The 20,349-nt window shown below is 69.4% G+C and carries 22 protein-coding genes; 16 read left to right on the top strand and 6 right to left on the bottom strand.

Features of this window, described 5'->3' with window-relative positions:
• The first annotated feature begins 14 nt into the window (after positions 1-14).
• Entirely contained in the window at positions 15-1,349 is a 1,335-nt protein-coding gene (locus CKO43_RS03735; RefSeq protein WP_242481044.1) for a type II toxin-antitoxin system HipA family toxin, read from the top strand.
• A gap of 81 nt (positions 1,350-1,430) precedes the next feature.
• On the opposite strand, the gene CKO43_RS03730 is transcribed toward CKO43_RS03735, so the two are convergent.
• Positions 1,431-2,189: a sulfite exporter TauE/SafE family protein gene (locus CKO43_RS03730; RefSeq protein ID WP_200377864.1), complete on the bottom strand. Its 759-nt coding sequence runs from the start codon at positions 2,187-2,189 to the stop codon at positions 1,431-1,433.
• 153 nt (positions 2,190-2,342) lie between these two features.
• On the opposite strand from CKO43_RS03730, the gene CKO43_RS03725 reads away from it, so the two are divergent.
• From CKO43_RS03725 to CKO43_RS03695, 7 genes are all read left to right on the top strand, one after another.
• Entirely contained in the window at positions 2,343-2,567 is a 225-nt protein-coding gene (locus CKO43_RS03725; protein WP_200377863.1) for an RNA-binding S4 domain-containing protein, read from the top strand.
• A complete protein-coding gene (locus tag CKO43_RS03720; RefSeq protein WP_200377862.1) occupies positions 2,564-3,877 on the top strand; it encodes a type III PLP-dependent enzyme domain-containing protein in 1,314 nt (437 codons plus the stop codon). Before CKO43_RS03725 ends, CKO43_RS03720 begins: the two co-directional genes overlap by 4 nt.
• 75 nt (positions 3,878-3,952) lie before the next feature.
• Complete coding sequence (locus tag CKO43_RS03715) at positions 3,953-4,498, top strand: GNAT family N-acetyltransferase (RefSeq protein WP_200377861.1); 546 nt, start codon at positions 3,953-3,955, stop codon at positions 4,496-4,498.
• A gap of 79 nt (positions 4,499-4,577) precedes the next feature.
• Positions 4,578-4,970, top strand: coding sequence for a DUF6404 family protein (locus CKO43_RS03710; RefSeq protein ID WP_200377860.1), 393 nt, complete (start codon positions 4,578-4,580; stop codon positions 4,968-4,970).
• A 151-nt stretch (positions 4,971-5,121) separates the two neighbouring features.
• Complete coding sequence (locus tag CKO43_RS03705) at positions 5,122-5,370, top strand: hypothetical protein (RefSeq protein WP_242481043.1); 249 nt, start codon at positions 5,122-5,124, stop codon at positions 5,368-5,370.
• Between the two features lie 530 nt (positions 5,371-5,900).
• The gene (locus CKO43_RS03700) at positions 5,901-6,725 is read left to right on the top strand and encodes a hypothetical protein (protein ID WP_200377859.1); all 825 of its coding nucleotides are present in this window, start codon (positions 5,901-5,903) and stop codon (positions 6,723-6,725) included.
• A gap of 293 nt (positions 6,726-7,018) precedes the next feature.
• Complete coding sequence (locus CKO43_RS03695; protein WP_200377858.1) at positions 7,019-7,462, top strand: hypothetical protein; 444 nt, start codon at positions 7,019-7,021, stop codon at positions 7,460-7,462.
• Between the two features lie 306 nt (positions 7,463-7,768).
• On the opposite strand, the gene CKO43_RS03690 is transcribed toward CKO43_RS03695, so the two are convergent.
• Positions 7,769-7,927: a transposase gene (locus CKO43_RS03690; protein ID WP_242481042.1), complete on the bottom strand. Its 159-nt coding sequence runs from the start codon at positions 7,925-7,927 to the stop codon at positions 7,769-7,771.
• A gap of 192 nt (positions 7,928-8,119) precedes the next feature.
• Between CKO43_RS03690 and CKO43_RS03685 the strand changes: the two genes are divergently transcribed.
• On the top strand, positions 8,120-8,317 hold the full coding sequence (locus tag CKO43_RS03685) for a YqaE/Pmp3 family membrane protein (protein WP_200229856.1): 198 nt from the start codon (positions 8,120-8,122) through the stop codon (positions 8,315-8,317).
• 288 nt (positions 8,318-8,605) lie between these two features.
• Positions 8,606-9,499, top strand: a complete 894-nt coding sequence (locus CKO43_RS03680) for a hypothetical protein (RefSeq protein WP_200377857.1) — start codon at positions 8,606-8,608, stop codon at positions 9,497-9,499.
• A 110-nt stretch (positions 9,500-9,609) separates the two neighbouring features.
• On the opposite strand, the gene CKO43_RS03675 is transcribed toward CKO43_RS03680, so the two are convergent.
• From CKO43_RS03675 to CKO43_RS03660, 4 genes are all read right to left on the bottom strand, one after another.
• Complete coding sequence (locus tag CKO43_RS03675; protein ID WP_200377856.1) at positions 9,610-10,935, bottom strand: AMP-binding protein; 1,326 nt, start codon at positions 10,933-10,935, stop codon at positions 9,610-9,612.
• A complete protein-coding gene (gene menB / locus CKO43_RS03670) occupies positions 10,932-11,774 on the bottom strand; it encodes a 1,4-dihydroxy-2-naphthoyl-CoA synthase (RefSeq protein ID WP_200229866.1) in 843 nt (280 codons plus the stop codon). The genes CKO43_RS03675 and menB overlap by 4 nt, the downstream gene beginning before the upstream one ends.
• Positions 11,775-11,861: 87 nt before the next feature.
• The gene (locus tag CKO43_RS03665) at positions 11,862-13,094 is read right to left on the bottom strand and encodes a Fic family protein (RefSeq protein ID WP_200377855.1); all 1,233 of its coding nucleotides are present in this window, start codon (positions 13,092-13,094) and stop codon (positions 11,862-11,864) included.
• 108 nt (positions 13,095-13,202) lie between these two features.
• Positions 13,203-14,093, bottom strand: coding sequence for a universal stress protein (locus CKO43_RS03660; RefSeq protein WP_200377854.1), 891 nt, complete (start codon positions 14,091-14,093; stop codon positions 13,203-13,205).
• A gap of 217 nt (positions 14,094-14,310) precedes the next feature.
• Between CKO43_RS03660 and CKO43_RS03655 the strand changes: the two genes are divergently transcribed.
• The 6 genes from CKO43_RS03655 to mnhG are packed head-to-tail and all read left to right on the top strand — an operon-like array spanning position 14,311 to position 20,332.
• Positions 14,311-17,211 (top strand): monovalent cation/H+ antiporter subunit A, encoded by a 2,901-nt coding sequence (locus CKO43_RS03655; protein ID WP_200229872.1) that lies wholly within the window; start codon positions 14,311-14,313, stop codon positions 17,209-17,211.
• A complete protein-coding gene (locus CKO43_RS03650) occupies positions 17,211-17,558 on the top strand; it encodes a Na+/H+ antiporter subunit C (RefSeq protein WP_200229874.1) in 348 nt (115 codons plus the stop codon). The genes CKO43_RS03655 and CKO43_RS03650 overlap by 1 nt, the downstream gene beginning before the upstream one ends.
• A complete protein-coding gene (locus CKO43_RS03645) occupies positions 17,555-19,198 on the top strand; it encodes a monovalent cation/H+ antiporter subunit D (protein ID WP_200377853.1) in 1,644 nt (547 codons plus the stop codon). Before CKO43_RS03650 ends, CKO43_RS03645 begins: the two co-directional genes overlap by 4 nt.
• Positions 19,195-19,683, top strand: a complete 489-nt coding sequence (locus CKO43_RS03640) for a Na+/H+ antiporter subunit E (RefSeq protein ID WP_200229878.1) — start codon at positions 19,195-19,197, stop codon at positions 19,681-19,683. The genes CKO43_RS03645 and CKO43_RS03640 overlap by 4 nt, the downstream gene beginning before the upstream one ends.
• A complete protein-coding gene (locus tag CKO43_RS03635; RefSeq protein WP_200229879.1) occupies positions 19,680-19,958 on the top strand; it encodes a K+/H+ antiporter subunit F in 279 nt (92 codons plus the stop codon). The genes CKO43_RS03640 and CKO43_RS03635 overlap by 4 nt, the downstream gene beginning before the upstream one ends.
• Entirely contained in the window at positions 19,955-20,332 is a 378-nt protein-coding gene (gene mnhG, locus CKO43_RS03630) for a monovalent cation/H(+) antiporter subunit G (protein ID WP_200229880.1), read from the top strand. Before CKO43_RS03635 ends, mnhG begins: the two co-directional genes overlap by 4 nt.
• Positions 20,333-20,349 lie beyond the last annotated feature (17 nt).

Here is a 20,349-nt window from a genome sequence, read left to right as displayed (position 1 = left end):
GCGCACGGCCTGCCATGTCTGACGCACGCGAACTCTGGGTCTGGATGAACGGCGAGCACGTCGCCGTCTGGCAGCGCCCGCGCAGCGGCGGCCACCGTCTGGTGTACGAGAACTCCTGGCTCGCCTCGCCGAGGGCAAGGCCGCTGTCGCTGTCGCTGCCCTTCACGCCCGATCGTGCCGTCAGCGGGCCGGTCGTCGGCCACTTCTTCGACAACCTGCTGCCCGACGACGAGCGCATCCGGCGGCGCGTCGGCGCGCGCTTTCGTGTCGGCTCGACCGAGGCATTCGAGCTGCTCCAGGCGATCGGCCGGGACTGCGTCGGCGCGGTGCAGCTGCTGCCTGCAGGACAGCCGCCCACCGGATTCGACGCGCTGCGCTACGAGGCCATGGACGACGAGGCCGTCGCCCGGCACCTGCGCGGCGTGGCGGTCGACCCCGGGCCGGGCTGGCAGCCTGCGGCCGACGAGCTGCGCATCTCCATCGCCGGCGCGCAGGAGAAGACCGCGCTGCTGAAGGTCGACGGCCGCTGGTGCCGGCCGCAGGGCGCGACGCCGACCACACACATCCTCAAGCTGCCGCTGGGGCTGGTCGGCGGACGGCGGCTGGACCTCCGGCACTCGGTGCACAACGAATGGCTGTGCGCGCGGCTGCTGCGCGCGCTGGGCCTGCCGGTGGCCACGAGCGAGATCGCCCGCTTCGGCGACGAGACGGCGCTGATGGTCGAGCGTTTCGACCGCCAGTGGCTGGACACGCCGCAGCGCTGGATCGCCCGCATTCCGCAGGAGGACTTCTGCCAGGCGCTGGGCCTGCCGTCCGACGACAAGTACGAAGCCCAGGGCGGGCCGGGCCTGGCGCGCTGCCTGCAGCTGCTGCGCGGCAGCCGCAGCCGCGATGCCGACATCCGGAACTTCCTGTGCACGCAGCTGGCGTTCTGGCTGCTCGCGGCGACCGATGGCCACGCGAAGAACTTCTCCGTCTTCATGCTGCCGGGGGGCGCCTACCGGATGACGCCGCTGTACGACGTGCTGTCCATCTGGCCGGTGGTGGGTGAAGGCCCCAACCAGATCCGCTGGCAGGAAGCTCGGCTCGCGATGGCGCTGCGCTCGAAGAACGTGCATTACGAGCTGGGGCGCATCCAGACGCGGCACTGGCACGCGCTCGCCCGCCGCAGCGGCGTGGCCGACACCTGGGAAGCGATGCAGGCGCTGGTGGCCGGTGTCGAGCCCGCGATCGCCGCCGTCGAGGCGGAGCTGCCGGCCGGCTTCCCGCAGCGCACCGCAGACGCCATCTTCGCCGGGCTCCGACGGCAGCTCGTGGCCTGGGATGCAGGGCTGGCCGAGATCGCCTAGGGCTGGCGGGCGGATCGCCGATGGCGACACGGCCCGGCAGCCAGCGCAAGACATCGCGCTACCGCCATCGCAGGCCCGAGCTCAGCGAATGAACGCGTCGTACCCGGTCTTCAGGATCAGCGCCCCGACGACGACGATGAACACCTGGCGCACGAAACCCGCGCCGTGTTTGAGCGCCAGGCGCGAGCCGATGACGCTGCCGGCGACGTTGGCCACCGCCATCGTCAGGCCGATGTGCCACCAGACGTGGCCCTTGGCGGCGAAGAGGCCAATGGCGGCCAGGTTGGTGGCGACGTTCAGCAGCTTGGCCGAGGCCGAGGCGTTGAGGAAGTCGTAGCCCAGGAAGCGCACGAACAGGAAGATGAAGAAGCTGCCGGTGCCCGGGCCGAAGAAGCCGTCGTAGAAGCCGATGACCAGGCCGATGGCGGCGGCGCCCGCCGTCTCCGCCGCGCGCGACGCGATCGGCGCGTGGTGCTGGCCCAGGTCCTTGCGCGCCAGCGTGTAGAGCAGCACCGCCAGCAGGATCAGCGGCAGCGCCTTGCGCAGGAAACCGGGGTCCACCAGCGTCACCGCCCAGGCGCCCAGCAGCCCGCCGGCCAGCGCCGCGCCGGCGGCGGGGGCCAGCACCGCCCAGCGCAGCTCGACGCGCCGGCTGAACTGCCAGGCGGCGAACGAGGTGCCCCAGATCGACGCGCTCTTGTTGGTGCCGAACAGCGTGGCCGCCGGTGCCGTGGGGTAGGCGGCGAACAGCGCCGGCACCAGGATCAGCCCGCCGCCGCCGACGATGGAGTCGACGAGGCCGGCGAAGAACGAAGCGAAAGTGACGAGGACGAGATCCATCGGGAAGCGGCAGCCCCGGGCGGGCAAGGAGTGGGTCTGGTCGGCGCTGCCGCGGGCGCCCTCGCACCGTCGGCCGACGGTGCCCGGCCGGTGGCCGAAGGCGCGCATTCTCTCAGGGGGCGGCGGCGGGAGCTGCGGGCGACAATCCGGGCGATGGACACCACCGACTTCGCACTGCGCACCGAATACATCACGCTGGACGCGCTGCTCAAAGCCGCCGGCTGGGCTTCCAGCGGCGGCGAGGCCAAGACCGCCATCGCCGAGGGCCGGGCGCTTGTCAACGGCGAACCCGAGACGCGCCGCGGCCGCAAGCTGCGCGCCGGCGACCGCGTCGAATACGAAGGCCGGGCGCTGAACATCACTGGCGCCGCCGCATGACCCTGGACCTGGCCGCGCTGCTGGCCGCCCCGCTGGAGGCCACGACCAAGGGCCTGCCGGCGCGCGCCGTCGGCCGGCCGCTGGCCGAGCTGGGCACGCTGGGCCTGCGGCTGGACGGCGGCGAGCTGCCGTGGCCGGTGGCGCTGCTGAAGGACACTGCGCTGGCGCACAACAGCGCCTGGATGCGCGACTTCTGCGCCCGTGCCGGCGTCAGCCTGTGCCCGCACGGCAAGACGACGATGGCGCCGCAGCTCTTCGAGCGCCAGCTCGCCGACGGCGCCTGGGGCATCACCGCCGCCACCGCCGGCCATGTGCGCACGTATCGCCGCTTCGGTGTGCCGCGTGTGCTGCTGGCGAATCAGCTGGTCGGCGCGGCCAACGTCGACCTGGTGCTGGCGGAACTGGAGGCCGACCCGGCGTTCGACTTCTACACGCTGGTCGACTCCGAAGCCGCACTGGCCGAGCTGCTGGCCGGGCTGGCGCGCCGGCCGATCGGCCGGCCGCTGCAGGTGCTGCTGGAACTGGGCGCGCCGGGCGCGCGCACCGGCGTGCGCGGGCGCGACGCCGCGCTGGCGCTGGGCCGTGCGATCCGCGCCGCCGCGCCGGCTGTCGTGCTGCGCGGGATCGAGGCTTACGAGGGCGTGGTGCCGGGCGATGGCGAAGCCGCGGTCGAGCTGGCGGCGCTGACGCTGATCGAGCAGATCGGCGACATCGCCGCTGCCGGCGTCGCCGAGGGCTGGTTCGCGCCCGGCGAGGTGATCGTCTCGGCCGGCGGCTCGCAGTTCTTCGACCTGGCGGCGCAGGTGCTGGCGGCCGTGGCCGCGCACCCGGGCGGCCCGGCGGTGCGCCCGGTGCTGCGCAGCGGCTGCTACCTGTCGCACGACGCGCTGCATTACGAACGCATGCAGGAGCGGCTGCGGCAGCGCGCCGGGGCGGCGTGGGGCCGCGGCCCGGGGCTGCGCAAAGCGCTGGAGGTCTGGACCGTCGTGCAGTCGGTACCCGAACCCGGCCGCGCGATCTGCGCCGCCGGCAAACGCGACCTGTCGCACGACTTGATGCTGCCGCAGCCGTTGGGCTGGTGGTCGGCGGGCGAGGCGGCGCCGCGCGCGGTGCCGTCAGGGATCAAGACCGTGGCGCTGTCGGACCAGCACGCCTGGGTGGACGCGGCCGACGGGGCGATGCCGTGGCGCGTCGGCGACCTGGTCGGATTCGGCGTCGGGCATCCGTGCACGACGTTCGACCGGTGGGGGCTGCTGCTGACGGTGGATAACGGGTATCGGGTGACGGGTGGGGTGAGGACGTTTTTCTGAGCGTCCTCGGCACCGAGACGGATCCACGGCGACACGCGGTGCGCCTCGGTTGAGAAGATTCGTTGGAGTGAACTGATGCCGATCGAAACCGCGCGCTTGAATCTGCTGACGCCGGAGGAAGTCTCCGCCGAGGCGGTTCAGCGCTACTTCGTCGCCAACCGGGCGTTCTTGGCCGACTGGGAGCCGAGACGGTCGGACGATTACTACGATCTCTCGACGATTTCGAGGATGGTCGAGGCGCAGCAGGAACAGTTCCGCGCGCGCACAGGCATCAACTTCTACCTCGCGCGGCAGGGAAGCGCGGACGTCATCGGCACCATCGGGTTCTCGAACATCGTCTACGGCTGCTTCCTGTCTTGCTTCCTGGGTTATCGCTCGAGCCAGGGCAACGAGGGCCAGGGGCTGATGCAGGAAGGGCTGAGGGCCGCGATCCGGTGGGTGTTCGAGTCACTCCAGCTGCATCGAATCGAAGCGAACGTGATGCCGCGGAATCTGGCGTCGAAGCGGGTGCTGGAACGGCTCGGTTTCGAGCTGGAAGGCAGCAGCCGGAAATATCTGAAGATCAACGACGTCTGGGAAGATCATCAGCATTACGTGCTGTTGAACGAGGGCGTCGAGTAGCAAGCTTCCAGGGGCAGAATCAAACCAGCGCCTTTACGGCACCATCAAAAACGTCCAGGACGCAGCATCCGGAGGATCCGTGAGCGATTTCGAAGTCCGGCGCGAGACAGCACTTCGCATTCTCAAGGCAACGGGCATTCCAGAATCCAACTACCGCCCGCCGCTGCTGCGCCTCTTGTGGCACCTGGGCTTTCAAGTCCGTCCACCGCACTTCGCAGGCTTCGGCGCAACAGCCGTCTTCGCCGGTACGTTTTCCGCCATCGGCTGGGGAGCCCTCATGTGGCTGCTGGTGTGGCACAACGCACGCTGGTCCCCGATGGCCGCCTTGGGCGCGAGCGCCTTCGGGGGCGCGTGTTTCGGCTTGCTCATGAGCTCGTATTACGCACGTGACCGGCAGAAGCATCGCCTGCCGGACTGGGACAGCCTCGGCACGACCGGCCTCGGGCAGACACCCGACACCCACCGCCGCTGAAGCGACCGCACTCACCATCGGCGACCAGGCGGTCACAAAGAAGCCGTCGCCCCGGGGCAGCCCGCTCGCACAGCGTCGGGTGGACGACCCGACGCTGCAGTCCGGATTGGCGTGCGGCGAGACGTGACCCCGTCGGTGATGCTGCCCGGCCATGATGGTGCGGGCCGACCCGGCCGTCGACTTCTACACACGGGTCGACTCCGAGACCGCGCTGGCGCTGGGCCGCGCGATCTTCGCCGCCGGCAAACGCGACCTATCGCACGACCTGAAACTGCCGCGGCCGCTGGTTTGGTGGCCCGCGCGGCGCCGCGGCGCCGCGGCGCCGCGCGCGCTGCCGTTGGGAACAAGACTGTGGCGCTGTCGTACCAGCACGCCTGGGTGGACGCGGCCGACGGGGTGATGCTTTGGCGCTGTGGGCGCCCTCGTCGGATTCGGTGTCGGGCGTCCATGCACGACCTTCGACCGCTGGGGGCTGATTCCACGACGACACGCCATTGATTTGCCAGTCGGCTGCATCAGGCTGTTTGGCACGGTTATGCGCGTCACCGTTGCGGTGTGCCGCGGTCACCGGGTGGCCGGTTCCGTTCATGTCCCCCGGGCGGGCTGCGCCCGCCCTCCTCCTAATACTTCACTCCACCGGTCACCCGGCGCCCGCGGCAGGGCGGTGCGGGGTCTGTGCGCCTGCCCGACTCCTCCCCTCGAAGGCGGGTGGCAGGCTTGGAGGCTCTGATGCGCGGGATCAGAATGACCTGTAACCGACGCCGCTTTCGGCGTCACTTTTACGCCGCTGCCGGGCTCGGTCAACAGGGAGAAAAGTGTGATCCGACAAGCACTTGAGGTGCCCCGGCCGGGGGCTGTTACGCGGGCGTGGGGTGTGATAAGCGGCGTTTGGGCGCCGTCTACAACACGTTAGGCCCCACAGGAGATACCGTGTCACTTCCCGAACCGTCTGAAGACAAGGCGCTCATCGAGATTCAAGCTGCCTTGGATAAAACATCGGTCTCGACAAAACGCAAAGTGGTCGAGAAATTTGTCTTAGCGGCATTGGGGAGCATTCCCTGGGTGGGTGGATTCATCAGCGCTGCAGCGAGCATCAAAGTTGAACAACGAAATGCAGAAAAGGACAATCTGCAGACCAAATGGCTAGAAGAACACTCAAAGAAAATGCATCAACTCATGGGTGCCCTCAACGAAGTTGCTAGCAGGCTTGACAACCTCGGCGACACGGTCGATGACCGGATTCAAAGCGAAGAATATCTAGGCTTGGTTCGATCAGCATTTCGAACTTGGGAACGAGCAGAGACCGAAGACAAGCGGCGCTATGTTGCCAATCTGGTTTCCAACGCGGCAGGAACCCGTCTTTGTTCGGACGACGTAGTGCGGCTCTTCATAGATTGGCTTAACCTCTATCACGAAATACACTTTGCCGTCATGCGTGAGATCTACACCAATCCCGGCTCTACACGTTTTGAAATCTGGGAGGGCCTTTATGGAGCACCGACGCGAGAGGATTCTGCTGACGCTGACCTATACAAACTACTCATTAGAGACTTGAGCACAGGTGGCGTGATCCGGCAAGAACGGGAAACCACTGCCGACGGCCGCTTCCTTCGCAGGCGCCCCGTGCGCAATCGCAAGCTAGCTGGAGGTACCATGGAGTCCGCGTTTGAAGACTCCAAGCCGTACGTCCTTACCGAGCTGGGAAAGCAATTCGTTCACTACACCATGAATGAAGTCGTCCAACGTGTGAGCTAGTGGGGCCTAACCATTCGCTCAACCGGACCCATTGCGGCATGTGGCTAAAGGCCCTCCATTTCATTCTGGGCCTTTAGCCACATACCGCAACGGTCCGGTTAGCTCAAACGTTGAGGCTGTAGCAAACCCTCTGAAGCTCGGACCGCATGCTTGAGCCGAAAAATCGACCTCTCAGATCGCTCCAGGAGCGCCGATCGGTGGCCCGGCAAGGGTCGGCGCCCCCCGATTCCGTCTTGCTTTGAAGTGATCGGGCTTTTTCTACGACCTCGTTAGGCCACACAGAAATCGCCTCCATGCGCAACCTCGCATTTTTCCTCCCTATAGCACTTGCACTGGCGCTGCCCGGCACCGCCGCCGTGGCCAGCAAGGAGGAACGAGTACAGATCTGGCAGTACCAAGATGAAGAGCCCTTGGAAGCTCCGTCACTTGATCCCAGCATCCGGTCGGTCCAATGGCGAGAGGGTGACCTAGAAGTCATGTTCACTCAAGCGGCCCCATGTGGCACCTGGATCCCTGCTAATCCGGTCTGGACGGTTGACCGACTTCATGTGGTTCTGAACTTTGAATGGCATCCACGCTATCCCGACGCACCAGAGCCCAAAAAACTCTGCAAGAAGTACGTTCGGGCCTGGGTATTTCGTGTGCCAGAGGGGAAATACGAAGTCAGCTTTGGCTCGTCCGTGCAGCGATTCCGTCAATTCGAAGACAGGATCTTGTCCCTGCCAAGCCGCAATTGAAGCCTAACACCTCGCTCAAGCGCCGACGCGCTACGGCAGGCCACCTGGCCGACAAGGCCGACAAGGCTGGCGCAAGCTATTCTCGTCCTTGCCGGCCAAGCGTCCTGCCGCAGCACGCGGCTTAGCTCGAACGTTGAGGCTGTAGCAAAACCATGTTTTGCAGCCCCGAACACGACACGGCGCCCACTTCGGGCGCCGTTTCATTGGGCGGTACTGATTTCGCGATCGAGTGGCCGAATCGACTCCGCAGGCCGGTTGTCGCGGCAGATGCCGCCCGTGAGCCCGAGAAGGGCTCACCCCGCGCTTTCACCTCGTCCCGTACCCGGCCTTGGCCAACTTCTCGATGTTGTGCACCAGGCAGAAGAGCTTGAACTGGGCGTCGACCTTGGTCTGCCCGCGCAGCGTGAAGTGCCGCAGCCCCTTGTTGTGGCGCAGGTTGGCGAAGACCGGCTCCACCGAGCCCATTCGTCGGATCCAGTCCGCGTCCGACCAAAGCTACCTTTTACCGTCGGGCGATCGCACTCCACTGAGTCAGAAGCAATCGATCCCGAGCGCCTCTTTCAGTTCTCCGATTCAGCACAACGCGGCATACACTCACGAGCTGCGTAACCTGCCCTCAGCAGCGGTCGACGCAGCAGAACTAACGAGAGACCACGCATGCGACTCCTACTCGCCATCTTCCTGCCGTTCCTCGCCTTCTTCACCATTGGTCGCCCGTTCGCTGGGATCATTTGCCTCATCCTTCAGATCACTGTGCTCGGGTGGGTTCCCGCCGCCATTTGGGCCGTCTACGCCTTGAGCCAGTACAAGACTGACAAGAAGATTGAAGCAGCCCTCGCCAAGCGGGCGCCATAACCCTTCGCTGGAGCGTACTGGGACCTTGTTTCACTCTGGTGGAAGACGGCCTGTCCCGTCTTGAGAAACAGGATCCGTCCCAACGGCAAAAGGCCGAACCCGCATCGGGGCGCGGTCTCTCATCTTTCGAGCGGACCCAGCGCCTCGCTGCCTGCCGCGCCTCACCTCGAATTTGGACAGCGCGAAACTGTCCCCCGCCTATCGATTACACACTCGCGACCGCACGACGGCGGTGCTGTCTCGGGATACGATGGCAGAGGTTTGATGTTGGCAAACAAGGGAGAAATAATGAAAGTTGCCAAGATGCCCGAATCGACGAAAGCGCTATCCATTCGCACATTGGCCGGAGCGGCACTGCTTTGCACCCTCGCGGCCTGCGGGGGCGGCACCCAGGACGACAACGGCGAGGCGGGCCGCCTCATCTGCGCGACGGGCTGCAAATCCTCCAGTACGCTGGCCTCGAACAAACTCCGGCCGTCGTTCGTGGTCGTCGGTGACGGCAAACGCGTGCAGGCCCAGGCCGGTTTCAGCAGCGGCAGCGATCTGCGCTTCAACGTCGAGATCGACGGCAGCGACAGCCTGCGCCTGGTCACGCCCAAAGGGACGCAGGGCTTTCATATCCCGGCGGGCGACGTGACCACCGTCATTGGCGACGCGCTGTTCACGCTCATCGCCGGCGCCAAGCCGTATCTGTCCGAGGTGGATCCGCCATCGGGCGCGGCGCCGATGCAGTTTCAGTTCATCCGCGGCAGCACGACGCTGGTCTCCTCGGTGGAGCTGCCGGCGCCGTTCAAGATCACGAGCCCCGCGTCGGGCACGACGCTGGCCATCACCGCGCGCACGCTGCCCGTCAGACTGACCGCCACGGCGCCGGCCACGAAGCACGAAACGACGACCTTCAACTGCACCGACGTCAACGGCAACACGGCGTCGGGCACGCCCGGGTTGAAGGTGGTGCCCGGCAGCGCCAGCGCCGATTCAACCGGTGTGTCCTACTCGCTGGATATCGGCGCGGCGGTGGACGGGCTCAGCTTCAGCACCACCCATCCGCGTGGCGCGGTGGCCCGCTGCGACGTCGTGCTGCGGGCGATCGTCGAGGCGCAGGGCCAGGCTGACCCGCAGTTCGAAAGCGCCCAGATCTTCGCGCAGCAGATCCGGTCGGTCTCGTTCGCGATGCGCTAGAGACCTTGGGTGATGGGCCGCTGCGCCGGGCCTCGTTGCCCGCGCGCAGCCGTCACCGACGGCGTCGGTCAGGTGCCCGCCCCGGCGCGAGCAACGGCACCACCCGTCCGCTAGCCCTTCAGCGCCCTGAGCTCAGGCGCCAGGCCCGCCACAGCCGCCCGGTCCGGCTTGCCCGCCGACGTGACCGGCAGCGCGTCCACCCACACAACCGAACGCGGCCGCTTGTGCCGCGCCAACTGAGCCGCCAGATGGGCGACGATCACCGCATCGTCCGGCCTGCGCCCGACGGCCACCAGCGCCGCGGCGACCGTCTGCCCCCAGGTCTCGTCGGCCACACCGAACACCGCCGCAGCGGCAATGCCGGGCAGCGCTTCGAGCACGCGCTCCACCTCGGCCGGATAGACGTTTTCGCCGCCGCTGACGATCAGGTCGTGGCGGCGGCCGAACAGTTCGACATGCCCGTCCGGATGCACGCAACCGTGGTCGCCGGTGTCGAACCATGCCTCGGGGTCCAGCGCCGGCTCGCCCAGGTAGCCGTGCATGCGCATCGCGCCGCGCACCTGCAGGCGCTCGCCGTCGGCGCGCAGTTCGGCGCCGGGCAGCACCGTGCCGCAGCCCCAGGGCGCGGGGTCGAAACGCGCTTCGTAGGGCGTGGCGACGACCTGCGAGCAGGTCTCGGTGCAGCCATAGGTGACGACGACCGGCAACTGCGCCGCGCGCGCCCGGGCGAACAGCCGCGGCGAGGCCGCCGAGCCGCCCAGCAGCAGCGTGCGCAAGTGCGGCGGCGCGGTCCAGCCGGGGTTGGCGTCCAGCGTCAGCGTCAGCATCGTCGGCACCAGCGACAGCAGCGTGATGCGTTCGCGCACGATCAGCCCCGGCAGCGCGCCTGCATCGAAACGTGGCGCCAGCACCAGCGTCGCGCGTGCCGCCAGGCAGCGCGTGACGATGGACAGCCCGCCGATGCGGGCCACCGGCATCGCCAGCAGCCAGCGGTCGCCCGGCATCCAGCCGACATTGGCGGCGTGCGCCGCGGCCGACGCGGCGAAGGCCGCACGCGTCAGCACCGCGCCGCGTGCGCGCCCCGTCGTGCCCGAGGTGAACAGCACCGCGGCCGCGCCGTCCGGCAGCGGCCCGGCGGCGGCCGCCACGGCGGTCTCGGCGGCGTGTTCGGCCACCGTCGCACGCGGGTGCAGCAGCAGCGCCGGCAGGCCCAGCTCGAACAGCGCGTACAGCTGCAGCAGCGTGTCCAGCGTGTTGTGGCCGACGACCGGCAACGCCTGGCCGGGCCGGGCGCCACCTTGCAGCCCGGCCAGCCGCGGCTCGACGGCGGCGGCCAGTTCGGCATAGGTCCAGATGCGGCCGTCGCCGTCGACGACGGCCGGCGCAGCGCCCGCGTCGCGCGCGGCGGCGCGGATCGACAGCGCGCCGGCGCTCACGGCAGGCGCGGGAACTTGCGGAAGTCGGGCTTGCGCTTTTCCAGGAAGGCGTTCTTGCCTTCCTTGCCTTCTTCGGAGAGGTAGTACAGCAGCGTGGCGTTGCCGGCCAGCTCCTGCAGCCCGGCCTGGCCGTCGCAGTCGGCGTTCAGCGCCGCCTTCAGGCAGCGCAGCGCGATCGGGCTGTTGGCCAGCATTTCGCGGCACCACTGCACGGTCTCTTCTTCCAGCCGCTCGTAAGGCACGACGCAGTTCACCAGGCCCATGTCCAGCGCCTCCTGCGCGCCGTACTGGCGGCACAGGAACCAGATCTCGCGCGCCTTCTTCTGGCCGACGATGCGCGCCATGTAGCTGGCGCCGTAGCCGCCGTCGAAGCTGCCGACACGCGGGCCGGTCTGGCCGAAACGCGCGTTGTCGGCGGCGATCGTCAGGTCGCAAATCATGTGCAGCACGTGGCCGCCGCCGATCGCGTAGCCGGCCACCATCGCGACGACGGGTTTGGGCAGCGTGCGGATCTGGCGCTGCAGGTCCAGCACGTTCAGGCGCGGCACACCGTCGCCGCCGACATAACCGCCGTGGCCGCGCACGCGCTGGTCGCCGCCGGAGCAGAAGGCGTCCTTGCCGGCACCGGTGAGGATGATGACGCCGACGTTCTCGTCGTCGCGCGCGTCGCCGAAGGCACGCTCCATCTCCTGCACCGTCTCCGGGCGGAAGGCGTTGCGCACCTCGGGGCGGTTGATCGTGATCTTGGCGATGCCCTCGTCGCACTTCTCGTAGACGATGTCGCCATAGCCGGCGACGGCGGTCCAGGTGGGGACGGGCGGCAGTTCGGTCGTGCTCATGCGCTCTCGGAGTCGGACGAAAACACCGACTCTAGCTTGAGCAAGGTCATGCGCGCCCCGGGTTGGCGCAAACCGGAGGCAACCCGCTCAGACCTCGGCCTCGGCTTCCGGCCAGAGGTTCGGGAAGTAGAAACGCAGCGCGTGCTGCGGGACGGCGAAGCGCAGCTTGCCGTACGGCGTGTCCGACCGCAGGAAACCGCGGCCGATCAGCGCTGACACCAGCCCGGTCGCCAGCCGGTCGCCCAAGCCGGTCATCGCCTTGAAGTCGGCACGCGCCAGTTCGGTCTGGGTGGCAAACAGGTAATGCAGAGGCCGCAGCGCCTCGCGCCGCACGCCGGACTGGCGCGCCGACTGCTCGAAGCTCAGCGCGGCGTCGATGCGGCCCTGGATGTCGGCGACGTCCAGCATCTGGCGCATGAAGCGCGCCTGATCCAGGCAGGTCTCCAGCGCGTAGCCGATCCAGGCGACGAAACCGGCTTCGGTGAGATTGCCGCGCCCGTCCAGGTCACCTTGGCGGTGCTCGTCGGCGGCCTGCAGCAGTTGTTTGTAGCGGGGCTGGCTGCGCGCGAAGCCGCGCAGCGGCGACCACAGGCCGTGCGTCAGCCCGGCGGCGTGCAACACCAGATGGGTGTGCAGACGGCAGACCCGGCCATTGCCGTCGGCGAAAGGGTGGGCCCAGGCCAGACGGTGATGCGAGGCCATGGCCGCGACGACGCTGGCTTCGCCGCGGCGCACGCTGCCGTAAACCTGCGCCCAGCGGCTCACGAAGGCGTCCAGCGTGGTGTGCAGCGGCGCTTCGTGCCGTCCCACGGCGACCTGGCGCTCGCGGAACCGGCCGGGGACCATCAGCGAGCCGTCAGCCAGACGCAGGTCTTGTTCGCCCAGCCCCGAGAACAGGCGCTCGTGCAGCCACTGGACACACTCCGCGGAATACAGCCAGCGAGGCGCCGCTTCACGGCTTTCGGCGAGCAGGCCGTCGAGCCGGTCTTCGCACTGCTGCTCGGTCTCGATGTGGGCCACCGCCAGGCGCTGGCGGCGAGCGAGGTCGGCATCGCCGGAGTAGTCCTGCAGCAGCGCACGCTCGATCTCCGACGGGCGGGTTTGCTCGCCTTCGATGCGGTTCGTGTAGTACGAATTCATGCTGCGCAGCAACGCACGCAGTTCGCTGCGCGCCGCCGGAGCGGCCGATGCGCCGAGCACCGCCGCCTCGCGCACGAGGTCGCTCGCCTGCTCGAGCAAAGGTTCGAGCTTCGACGCCGACGGCATCAGCGGTTCGAATTGCTGTAGCGCGTCGTCGCGATCGATTTCTTGCGACTTCATCTGCGAGATTTCTGGTGTTCCATTTCACCTATGAATATCGCACGATGTTGCGGATTATTTTGCGAGATTTTGCGTGAACGTCTGAACGGCGCGGGGTGGCCGCCAGGTTCAGTCGCGCGCCGTGGACACCAGCACGTCCACGGCCCCTTCGGCCAGCACGTGCCGCGTCGTGCTGCCCAGCAGCAGGTCGACGCTCGCCGCGCGGCCGTGTTTGCCGAGCACGACGAGGTCGCAGCCCAGCTCCTGCTCCTGCTCGACGATGCGCAGCGAGGCATTGCCTTCGACGATGCAGGGCCGCCACTGCGCCGGGCGCAGGCCGCAGGCATCGGCCAGCGCCTGCAGCCGGTGTGCGGCGTCGGCGCGCGCCTGCTCGCGGTAACGCTCGACGGTGGCTTCGTCCACGCCGGCGTAGCGCAGCTTCTCGCCGAACGGCACTTCGTAGACCGCCAGCAGCACCAGCTGCGCATGCGGCGCGAAGCGGTGCGCCAGCGCCACCGCCGGCTGCGACCAGGGCGAGAAGTCGACCGCCACCAGCGCCCGCCGGTAAGGCTCGTGCGGCGGCTGGCGCACGACCAGCAGCGGCAGCGTGCTGCGCCGCATCAGGCGCTCGGCGGTGCTGCCCGGCACCAGCCGGCGCAGAAAGCCGGTGCCGCTGGCACCCAGCACCAGCAGCGCCGCCCGGCGTTGCCCGGCCTCGCGCAGGATCTCGTCGAGCACCGCGCCGCTGGCGCAGACGGCGTCGGGCACCACGTGGCGCCCTGCCTGCAGCGTGGCAGCCTGCTGCGCCAGCGCGGCCGCGGCTTCGTCGTGCATCGCCTGTTCGGGCTGGGTGCCGGCGCCCAGCCAGTCGCGCAGCGCCGCCAGCGTGTCGCCGGGCAGCACGTGCACCAGCGCCAGCGGCGCGCCGGTCTCGCGCGCCAGGCGCGCGGCGCGTTCTCCGGCCTGGCGCGCCTGGGGCGAGAAGTCGGTGGCGGCGAGCAAGGATGCGGGCTGTGGCACGGGCGTCCTCCTGGGCTGCGGCGCGGCCGGCGCCGATCTCGGGATTGTCTGAAGCCCCTGCGCCGCCCCGGCCACCGCGGGCTCTTTCGCTTGATGCGCGGCAAGCACCGCCGACCTTCGCCCAAACTCACGGAACTTCTCGCAAGTCCTTGAATCTGCGGCGTTTTTCGGCGCGCATCGCGGGCCGGCGGTCTTTCGCCACTAGACTCGGGCCTCGATGTCCCTTCTGCTTCTGCTCGTATTGCCGTTCATCGGCAGCGCGGTCGCCGCGCTGTTGCCGACGACCGCGCGCAACCTCGATTCGGTCTGGGCCGCGGCGGTCGCGCTTGCGGTCGCGGTGCCGCTGGCGCTGCTGTATCCCGAGGTCGCCGCCGGTGGAGTGGTCGTCGAACGCCTGACCTGGCTGCCCAGCCTGGGGCTGGACGTGGTGGTGCGCCTGGACGGCTTCGCCTGGATGTTCGCGATGCTGGTCGCGGGCATGGGGCTGCTGGTCATCGTCTACGCGCGCTACTACCTGTCGCCCGAAGACCCGGCGGCGCGTTTTTATTCGCTGCTGCTGGGCTTCATGGGCGCGATGCTGGGCGTCGTCGTCTCGGGCAACCTGCTGCAGCTGGTGATCTTCTGGGAGCTGACCAGCGTCTTCTCCTTCCTGCTGATCGGCTACTGGACGCACCGCCGCGACGCGCGCCGCGGCGCGCGCATGGCCTTCACCGTCACCGCCAGCGGCGGCCTGGCGCTGCTGGCCGGCGTGCTGCTGCTGGGCCACGTGGTCGGCAGCTACGAACTCGACGCCGTGCTCGCCGCCGGCGACACGGTGCGTGCGCACCGGCTGTATCCGTGGATCCTGGGCCTGGTGCTGCTCGGCGCGCTGACCAAGAGCGCGCAGTTCCCGTTCCACTTCTGGCTGCCGCACGCGATGGCGGCGCCGACGCCGGTGTCGGCCTACCTGCACTCGGCGACCATGGTCAAGGCCGGGGTCTTCCTGCTGGCGCGGCTGTGGCCGGTGCTGTCGGGCACCGAGCCCTGGTTCTGGATCGTCGGCGGCACGGGCCTGGCGACGCTGCTGCTGGGCGCCTGGGCGGCGATGTTCCAGAACGACCTGAAAGGGCTGCTGGCGTATTCGACCATCAGCCACCTCGGGCTGATCACGCTGCTGCTGGGGCTGGACAGCCCGGTGGCGGCGGTGGCGGCGGTGTTCCACATGATGAACCACGCGACCTTCAAGGCCTCGCTGTTCATGTCGGTGGGCATCATCGACCACGAGACCGGCACCCGCGACATGCGCCGCCTCGACGGCCTGTTCCGGCACATGCCGGTGACGGGCACGCTGGCCATCGTCGCCTGCGCCGCGATGGCCGGGGTGCCGCTGCTCAACGGCTTCCTGTCCAAGGAGATGTTCTTCGCCGAGACGGTGTTCGTCGGCGCCAACCCGGTGGTGCAGATCGTGCTGCCGCTGGCGGCGACGCTGGCCGGGGTGTTCGCGGTGGTCTATTCGCTGCGTTTCGGCCACGACGTCTTCTTCGGCCCCGAAGCACGCGAGCTGCCGCGCGAGCCGCACGAGCCGGTGCGCTGGATGCGCGTGCCGGTGGAGCTGCTGGTGCTGGCCTGCATCGCGGTCGGCACGCTGCCGGCGCTGGTCATCGGCCCGCTGCTGGAGACCGCGGCACGCCCGGTCGTCGGCGGCACGCTGCCGGTTTACAGCCTGGCGCTGTGGCACGGGCTGAACACGCCGCTGATCATGAGCGCGGTGGCGATGGCCGGCGGCATCGTCGTCTATCTGTCCTACGCCCGGGCCTTCAAGCGCCGGCCACGCGGCGGCGCGCCGCTGGTCGGGCGCTACGACGGCCGGCGTGTCTTCCACCACGCGCTGGCCCAGGTCACGGCCTGGTCGCGGCGCACGCTGCGGCTGCTGGGCACGCGCCGGCTGCAGCCGCAGCTGCTGGCCATCGTCGCTGCCGCCGGGCTCACCGGCGCGGCCTCGGCGCTGGTCGTGCCGCTGGAATGGGGCGAGCGCGCGCGCATGCCGGGGGCGCCGGGTTTCGTGCTGCTCTGGGCCGTCGGCGCGGCCAGCGCCGTCGGCGCCGCCTGGCAGGCCAAGTACCACCGGCTGGCGGCGCTGACGATGCTGGGCGTCGTCGGGCTGGCGCTGTGCATCACCTTCGCCTGGTTCTCGGCGCCCGACCTGGCGCTGACACAGCTGGCAGTCGAGGTGGTCACCGTCGTGCTCTTCCTGCTCGGCCTGCGCTGGCTGCCCAAACGCACGGTGCCCGACGACCCGCGCAGCGACGCGCGCGCCCGCTGGCGCCGGCGGCGCGACTTCTTCATCGCGCTGGCACTGGGCGCGGGGCTGGCGGCGCTGTCGTTCGCGCTGCTGACGCGGCACGCGCCGCTCAGCATCTCGCCCTACTTCCTCGAGAACGCGTTGCCGCTGGGCGGCGGCACCAACGTCGTCAACGTGATGCTGGTCGACTTCCGCGCCTTCGACACGCTGGGCGAGATCACGGTGCTGGGCATCGTCGGCATCACGGTCTACGCGCTGCTGCGGCGCTTCCGCCCGCCGCGCGAGGTGATCCACCGGCCGACGCAGCAGCAGCTGGTGGCACCCGACGGCCCCAGCGACCTGGCCGAACACGCCGACTCGCCGCTGGCGGCGCAGAGCTATCTGGAAGTGCCGGCGGTGCTGGTGCGGCTGCTGCTGCCGGTGGCCGGGATCTTCGCCGCCCACCTGTTCCTGCGTGGCCACGACGAACCCGGCGGCGGCTTCGTCGCCGGGCTCGTGGTCTCGATCGCCTTCATCGCCCAGTACATGGTTTCGGGCACACGCTGGGTCGAAGAACGCATGGTGCTCAAACCCCCGCGCTGGATCGCCTTCGGGCTGCTGGTCGCGCTCGCGACCGGCCTGGGCTCGCTGGCTTTCGGCTATCCCTTCCTGACGACGCACACCGCGCACGTCGCCGTGCCGCTGCTGGGCACGCTGCACCTGCCGAGCGCGGCGCTGTTCGACCTGGGCGTGTTCGCCGTCGTCGTCGGCTCGACGCTGCTGCTGCTGACGGCCATCGCCCACCAGTCGCTGCGCGCACAGCGCCGCCCCGTCGCCGAACGCGCAGGGGAGGCCTGATGGAAGTCGTGGTCTCGCTCGCGATCGGCGTGCTCACCGGGGCCGGCGTCTGGCTGATCCTCAGGCCGCGGACCTTCCAGGTGCTGGTCGGGCTGTCGCTGCTGTCCTACGCGGTCAACCTGTTCATCTTCAGCGTCGGCAGCCTGGCGGTCGACCGCGAGCCCATCGTCGTGCCCGGCGTCGCGCCCGACCTGCTGAACTACACCGACCCGCTGCCGCAGTCGCTGGTGCTGACGGCCATCGTCATCGGCTTCGCGACGACGGCGCTGTTCCTCGTCGTGCTGCTGGCGCTGCGCGGGCTGTCCGGCGGCGACCACGTCGACGGCCAGGAAGAGGAGCAGCCATGACGCTGGCTCCCGACTGGATCGCCGCCCCGGTGCTGCTGCCGCTGTTCACGGCCGCGGCGATGCTGCTGCTGGGCGAGCAGCGCCGCGGCATCAAGGCGGTGTTCAACACGCTGTCGACCGGCGCCGGGCTCGTGATCGCGCTGCTGCTGCTGCAAGGCGTTAACACCCAGGACGCACCGGCGGTCTACTCGGTCTACCTGCCGGGCAACTGGCCGGTGCCCTACGGCATCGTGCTCGTCGTCGACCGGCTCTCGGCGCTGATGATGGTGCTGACCGGCTGCGTCGCGCTCGGCGCGCTGCTGTTCGCACTGGCACGCTGGCACCGGGCCGGGGTCTATTTCCACGTGCTGTTCCAGCTCCAGCTGATGGGGCTGTACGGCGTGTTCCTGACCGCCGACCTGTTCAATCTCTTCGTTTTCTTCGAGGTGCTGCTGGCGGCCAGCTACGCGCTGCTGCTGCACGGCGGCGGGCCCGAGCGGGTGCGCGCCGGGCTGCACTACATCGCGATCAACCTCGTCGCCTCGCTGCTGTTCCTGATCGGCGTGGCGGTGCTCTACGGCGTCACCGGCACGCTGAACATGGCCGACATCGCGCGCAAGCTGGCGCTGGTGGCGGACTCCGACCGCGGCCTGCTGCTGGCGGGCGCGTCCATCCTCGGCGTGGCCTTTTTCGCCAAGGCGGCGCTGTGGCCGCTGAACTTCTGGCTGCCGCCGGCTTATGCCGCGGCCGGCGCGCCGTCGGCGGCGGTGTTCGCGATCCTGACCAAGGTCGGCGTCTACGCGGTGCTGCGGCTGTGGACGCTGTGTTTCCCCGAGAGCGCCGGCGCCTCGGCCTTCTACGGCGGCGACCTGCTGGCCTGGGGCGGCATCGCGACGCTGGCCTACGGCTCGGTCGGCATGCTGGCTTCGCAGCAGCCGGGGCGGCTGGCGGGCTACAGCGTCATCGCTTCGTCGGGCACGCTGATCGCGGCGATCGGGCTGCACGAGACGGCGCTGGCCGGCGGCGCGCTGTACTACCTGGCGAGCTCGACGCTGGCCGGCGCGGCGATGTTCCTGGTGGTCGAGTTGCTCGAGCGTGCGCGCGAGGTCGAGACCGCGCCACCGCAGGCCGACCCGGGCGACGAGGTGCTGCCCGACTTCGTCGACACCGCGCCGCCGCGCACCGTCAACCTCGACGACGACGAGGAGGTGCTGATCGGCCGCGCGATCCCGGCCGCGCTGGCTTTCGTCGGCGTCGCCTTCGGCATCTGCGCCATCGGCCTGTCGGGGCTGCCGCCGCTGTCGGGTTTCGTCGGCAAGCTGGCGATGCTGTCGGCGCTGCTGCCGCGGCGCGACCTGGCGGCCTGGGTGCTGTTCGCGCTGCTGATCGTCTCGGGGCTGATGGCGGCGACGGCGCTGGTGCGCATCGGCATCCGCCACTTCTGGACCCTGGGCGACCGCCCGGCGCCGCGGCTGCGTGTCATCGAAGGCCTGCCGATCGCGGCGCTGCTGGCGGTGCTGGCGGCGCTCGTCGTCGGCGGCGAGCCGGTGCTCGTGTACACGCGCGCCACCGCCGAGGCGCTGCTTTCGCCCCAGGGCTACATCGACGCGGTGACGGCGGCGCAGCCGCTGCCGGCGCCGCTGGTGGAGGTGGCACGATGAAACGCTGGCTGCCGGCGCCGCTGGTGTCGATCGGGCTGTTCGGGATGTGGCTGCTGCTGCGGCCATCGCTGGCGCCCGGCTCGCTGGCGCTGGGCCTGCTGCTGGCGCTGCTGATGCCCAAGCTGATGTCGCCGCTGCGCCCGCCGGCTGGGCCGGTGCGGCGGCCGCTGGTCGTGCTGCGGCTGGTCGCCGCCGTCGGCGTCGACGTCGTCCAGTCGGCGCTGGACGTCTTGCGCGGCGTACTGCGTTCGGGGCGGCAGCCGCCGCGCGGCAGCTTCGTCACCGTGCCGCTGGAGCTGCGCGACGTGCACGCGCTGGCGGCGCTGGCGATGATCACGACCGTCGTGCCCGGCACCGTGTGGTGCGAACTGGCGCCCGACCGCAGCGCGCTGCGGCTGCACGTCTTCGACCTCGCCGGCGAGGCCGAATTCGTCGCCCATTTCAAGCAGCGCTACGAACGCCCGCTCAAGGAGATCTTCGAATGACGCCGCTGCTGACCTGGGCCATCGCCGGCACGCTGGCGCTGTACGCGCTGGCGATGGCGATCGCGCTGGCGCGGCTGCTGCGCGGCCCGAGCGCGCAGGACCGCGTGCTTGCGCTCGACTTCATCTACATCGTCGGCATGCTGATGATGCTGGCGCTGGCGATCCGCTACGACAGCCGCATGTACTTCGAAGGCGCGCTGCTGATGGTGCTGTTCGGCTTCGTCGGCTCGGTGGCGCTGGCCAAGTTCCTGCTGCGCGGGGAGGCGATCGAATGACGATGCCCCCCTGGAGCGACATCGTCGTCGCGCTGCTGCTGCTGGCCAGCGGCGGCGTGGTGCTGACCTCGGCGCTCGGGCTGTGGCGGCTGAAGGACTTCTTCACCCGCATGCACGCGCCGGCGCTGGCCTCGACGCTGGCGGCCTGGCTCGTCGTCGCGGCCTCGATCGTGCATTTCACCGCGCGTGAAGGCCAGCTCTCGCTGCACGTCTGGCTGACGGTGATGCTGCTGTCGATCACGGCGCCGGTGACGACCATCGTGCTGGCGCGTGCGGCGCTGTTCCGCCGCCGCCACGCCGGCGACGAACTGCCGCCGCCGCTGGCCGGCGACAAGCCGAAGCGCGCGCGCGACCTCGACCGCCAGGACGACTGAACGCGGCCGCAGCGGCC

The organism is Rubrivivax gelatinosus (genome assembly GCF_016583785.1).
Taxonomy (GTDB): domain Bacteria; phylum Pseudomonadota; class Gammaproteobacteria; order Burkholderiales; family Burkholderiaceae_C; genus Rubrivivax; species Rubrivivax gelatinosus_B.
The sequence above is the reverse complement of the archived record's forward strand: the minus strand, read 5'-3'. Positions and strand labels throughout refer to the sequence as shown.

What these genes read in the sequence shown, in the direction of transcription:
- CKO43_RS03735 (WP_242481044.1), top strand. Translation starts at nt 15, where the DNA reads ATGTCTGACGCACGCGAACTCTGGGTCTGGATGAACGGCGAGCACGTC.
- CKO43_RS03730 (WP_200377864.1), bottom strand. Translation starts at nt 2,189, where the DNA reads ATGGATCTCGTCCTCGTCACTTTCGCTTCGTTCTTCGCCGGCCTCGTC.
- CKO43_RS03725 (WP_200377863.1), top strand. Translation starts at nt 2,343, where the DNA reads ATGGACACCACCGACTTCGCACTGCGCACCGAATACATCACGCTGGAC.
- CKO43_RS03720 (WP_200377862.1), top strand. Translation starts at nt 2,564, where the DNA reads ATGACCCTGGACCTGGCCGCGCTGCTGGCCGCCCCGCTGGAGGCCACG.
- CKO43_RS03715 (WP_200377861.1), top strand. Translation starts at nt 3,953, where the DNA reads ATGCCGATCGAAACCGCGCGCTTGAATCTGCTGACGCCGGAGGAAGTC.
- CKO43_RS03705 (WP_242481043.1), top strand. Translation starts at nt 5,122, where the DNA reads ATGATGGTGCGGGCCGACCCGGCCGTCGACTTCTACACACGGGTCGAC.
- CKO43_RS03695 (WP_200377858.1), top strand. Translation starts at nt 7,019, where the DNA reads ATGCGCAACCTCGCATTTTTCCTCCCTATAGCACTTGCACTGGCGCTG.
- CKO43_RS03690 (WP_242481042.1), bottom strand. Translation starts at nt 7,927, where the DNA reads ATGGGCTCGGTGGAGCCGGTCTTCGCCAACCTGCGCCACAACAAGGGG.
- CKO43_RS03685 (WP_200229856.1), top strand. Translation starts at nt 8,120, where the DNA reads ATGCGACTCCTACTCGCCATCTTCCTGCCGTTCCTCGCCTTCTTCACC.
- CKO43_RS03680 (WP_200377857.1), top strand. Translation starts at nt 8,606, where the DNA reads ATGAAAGTTGCCAAGATGCCCGAATCGACGAAAGCGCTATCCATTCGC.
- menB (WP_200229866.1), bottom strand. Translation starts at nt 11,774, where the DNA reads ATGAGCACGACCGAACTGCCGCCCGTCCCCACCTGGACCGCCGTCGCC.
- CKO43_RS03665 (WP_200377855.1), bottom strand. Translation starts at nt 13,094, where the DNA reads ATGAAGTCGCAAGAAATCGATCGCGACGACGCGCTACAGCAATTCGAA.
- CKO43_RS03655 (WP_200229872.1), top strand. Translation starts at nt 14,311, where the DNA reads ATGTCCCTTCTGCTTCTGCTCGTATTGCCGTTCATCGGCAGCGCGGTC.
- CKO43_RS03650 (WP_200229874.1), top strand. Translation starts at nt 17,211, where the DNA reads ATGGAAGTCGTGGTCTCGCTCGCGATCGGCGTGCTCACCGGGGCCGGC.
- CKO43_RS03645 (WP_200377853.1), top strand. Translation starts at nt 17,555, where the DNA reads ATGACGCTGGCTCCCGACTGGATCGCCGCCCCGGTGCTGCTGCCGCTG.
- CKO43_RS03640 (WP_200229878.1), top strand. Translation starts at nt 19,195, where the DNA reads ATGAAACGCTGGCTGCCGGCGCCGCTGGTGTCGATCGGGCTGTTCGGG.
- CKO43_RS03635 (WP_200229879.1), top strand. Translation starts at nt 19,680, where the DNA reads ATGACGCCGCTGCTGACCTGGGCCATCGCCGGCACGCTGGCGCTGTAC.
- mnhG (WP_200229880.1), top strand. Translation starts at nt 19,955, where the DNA reads ATGACGATGCCCCCCTGGAGCGACATCGTCGTCGCGCTGCTGCTGCTG.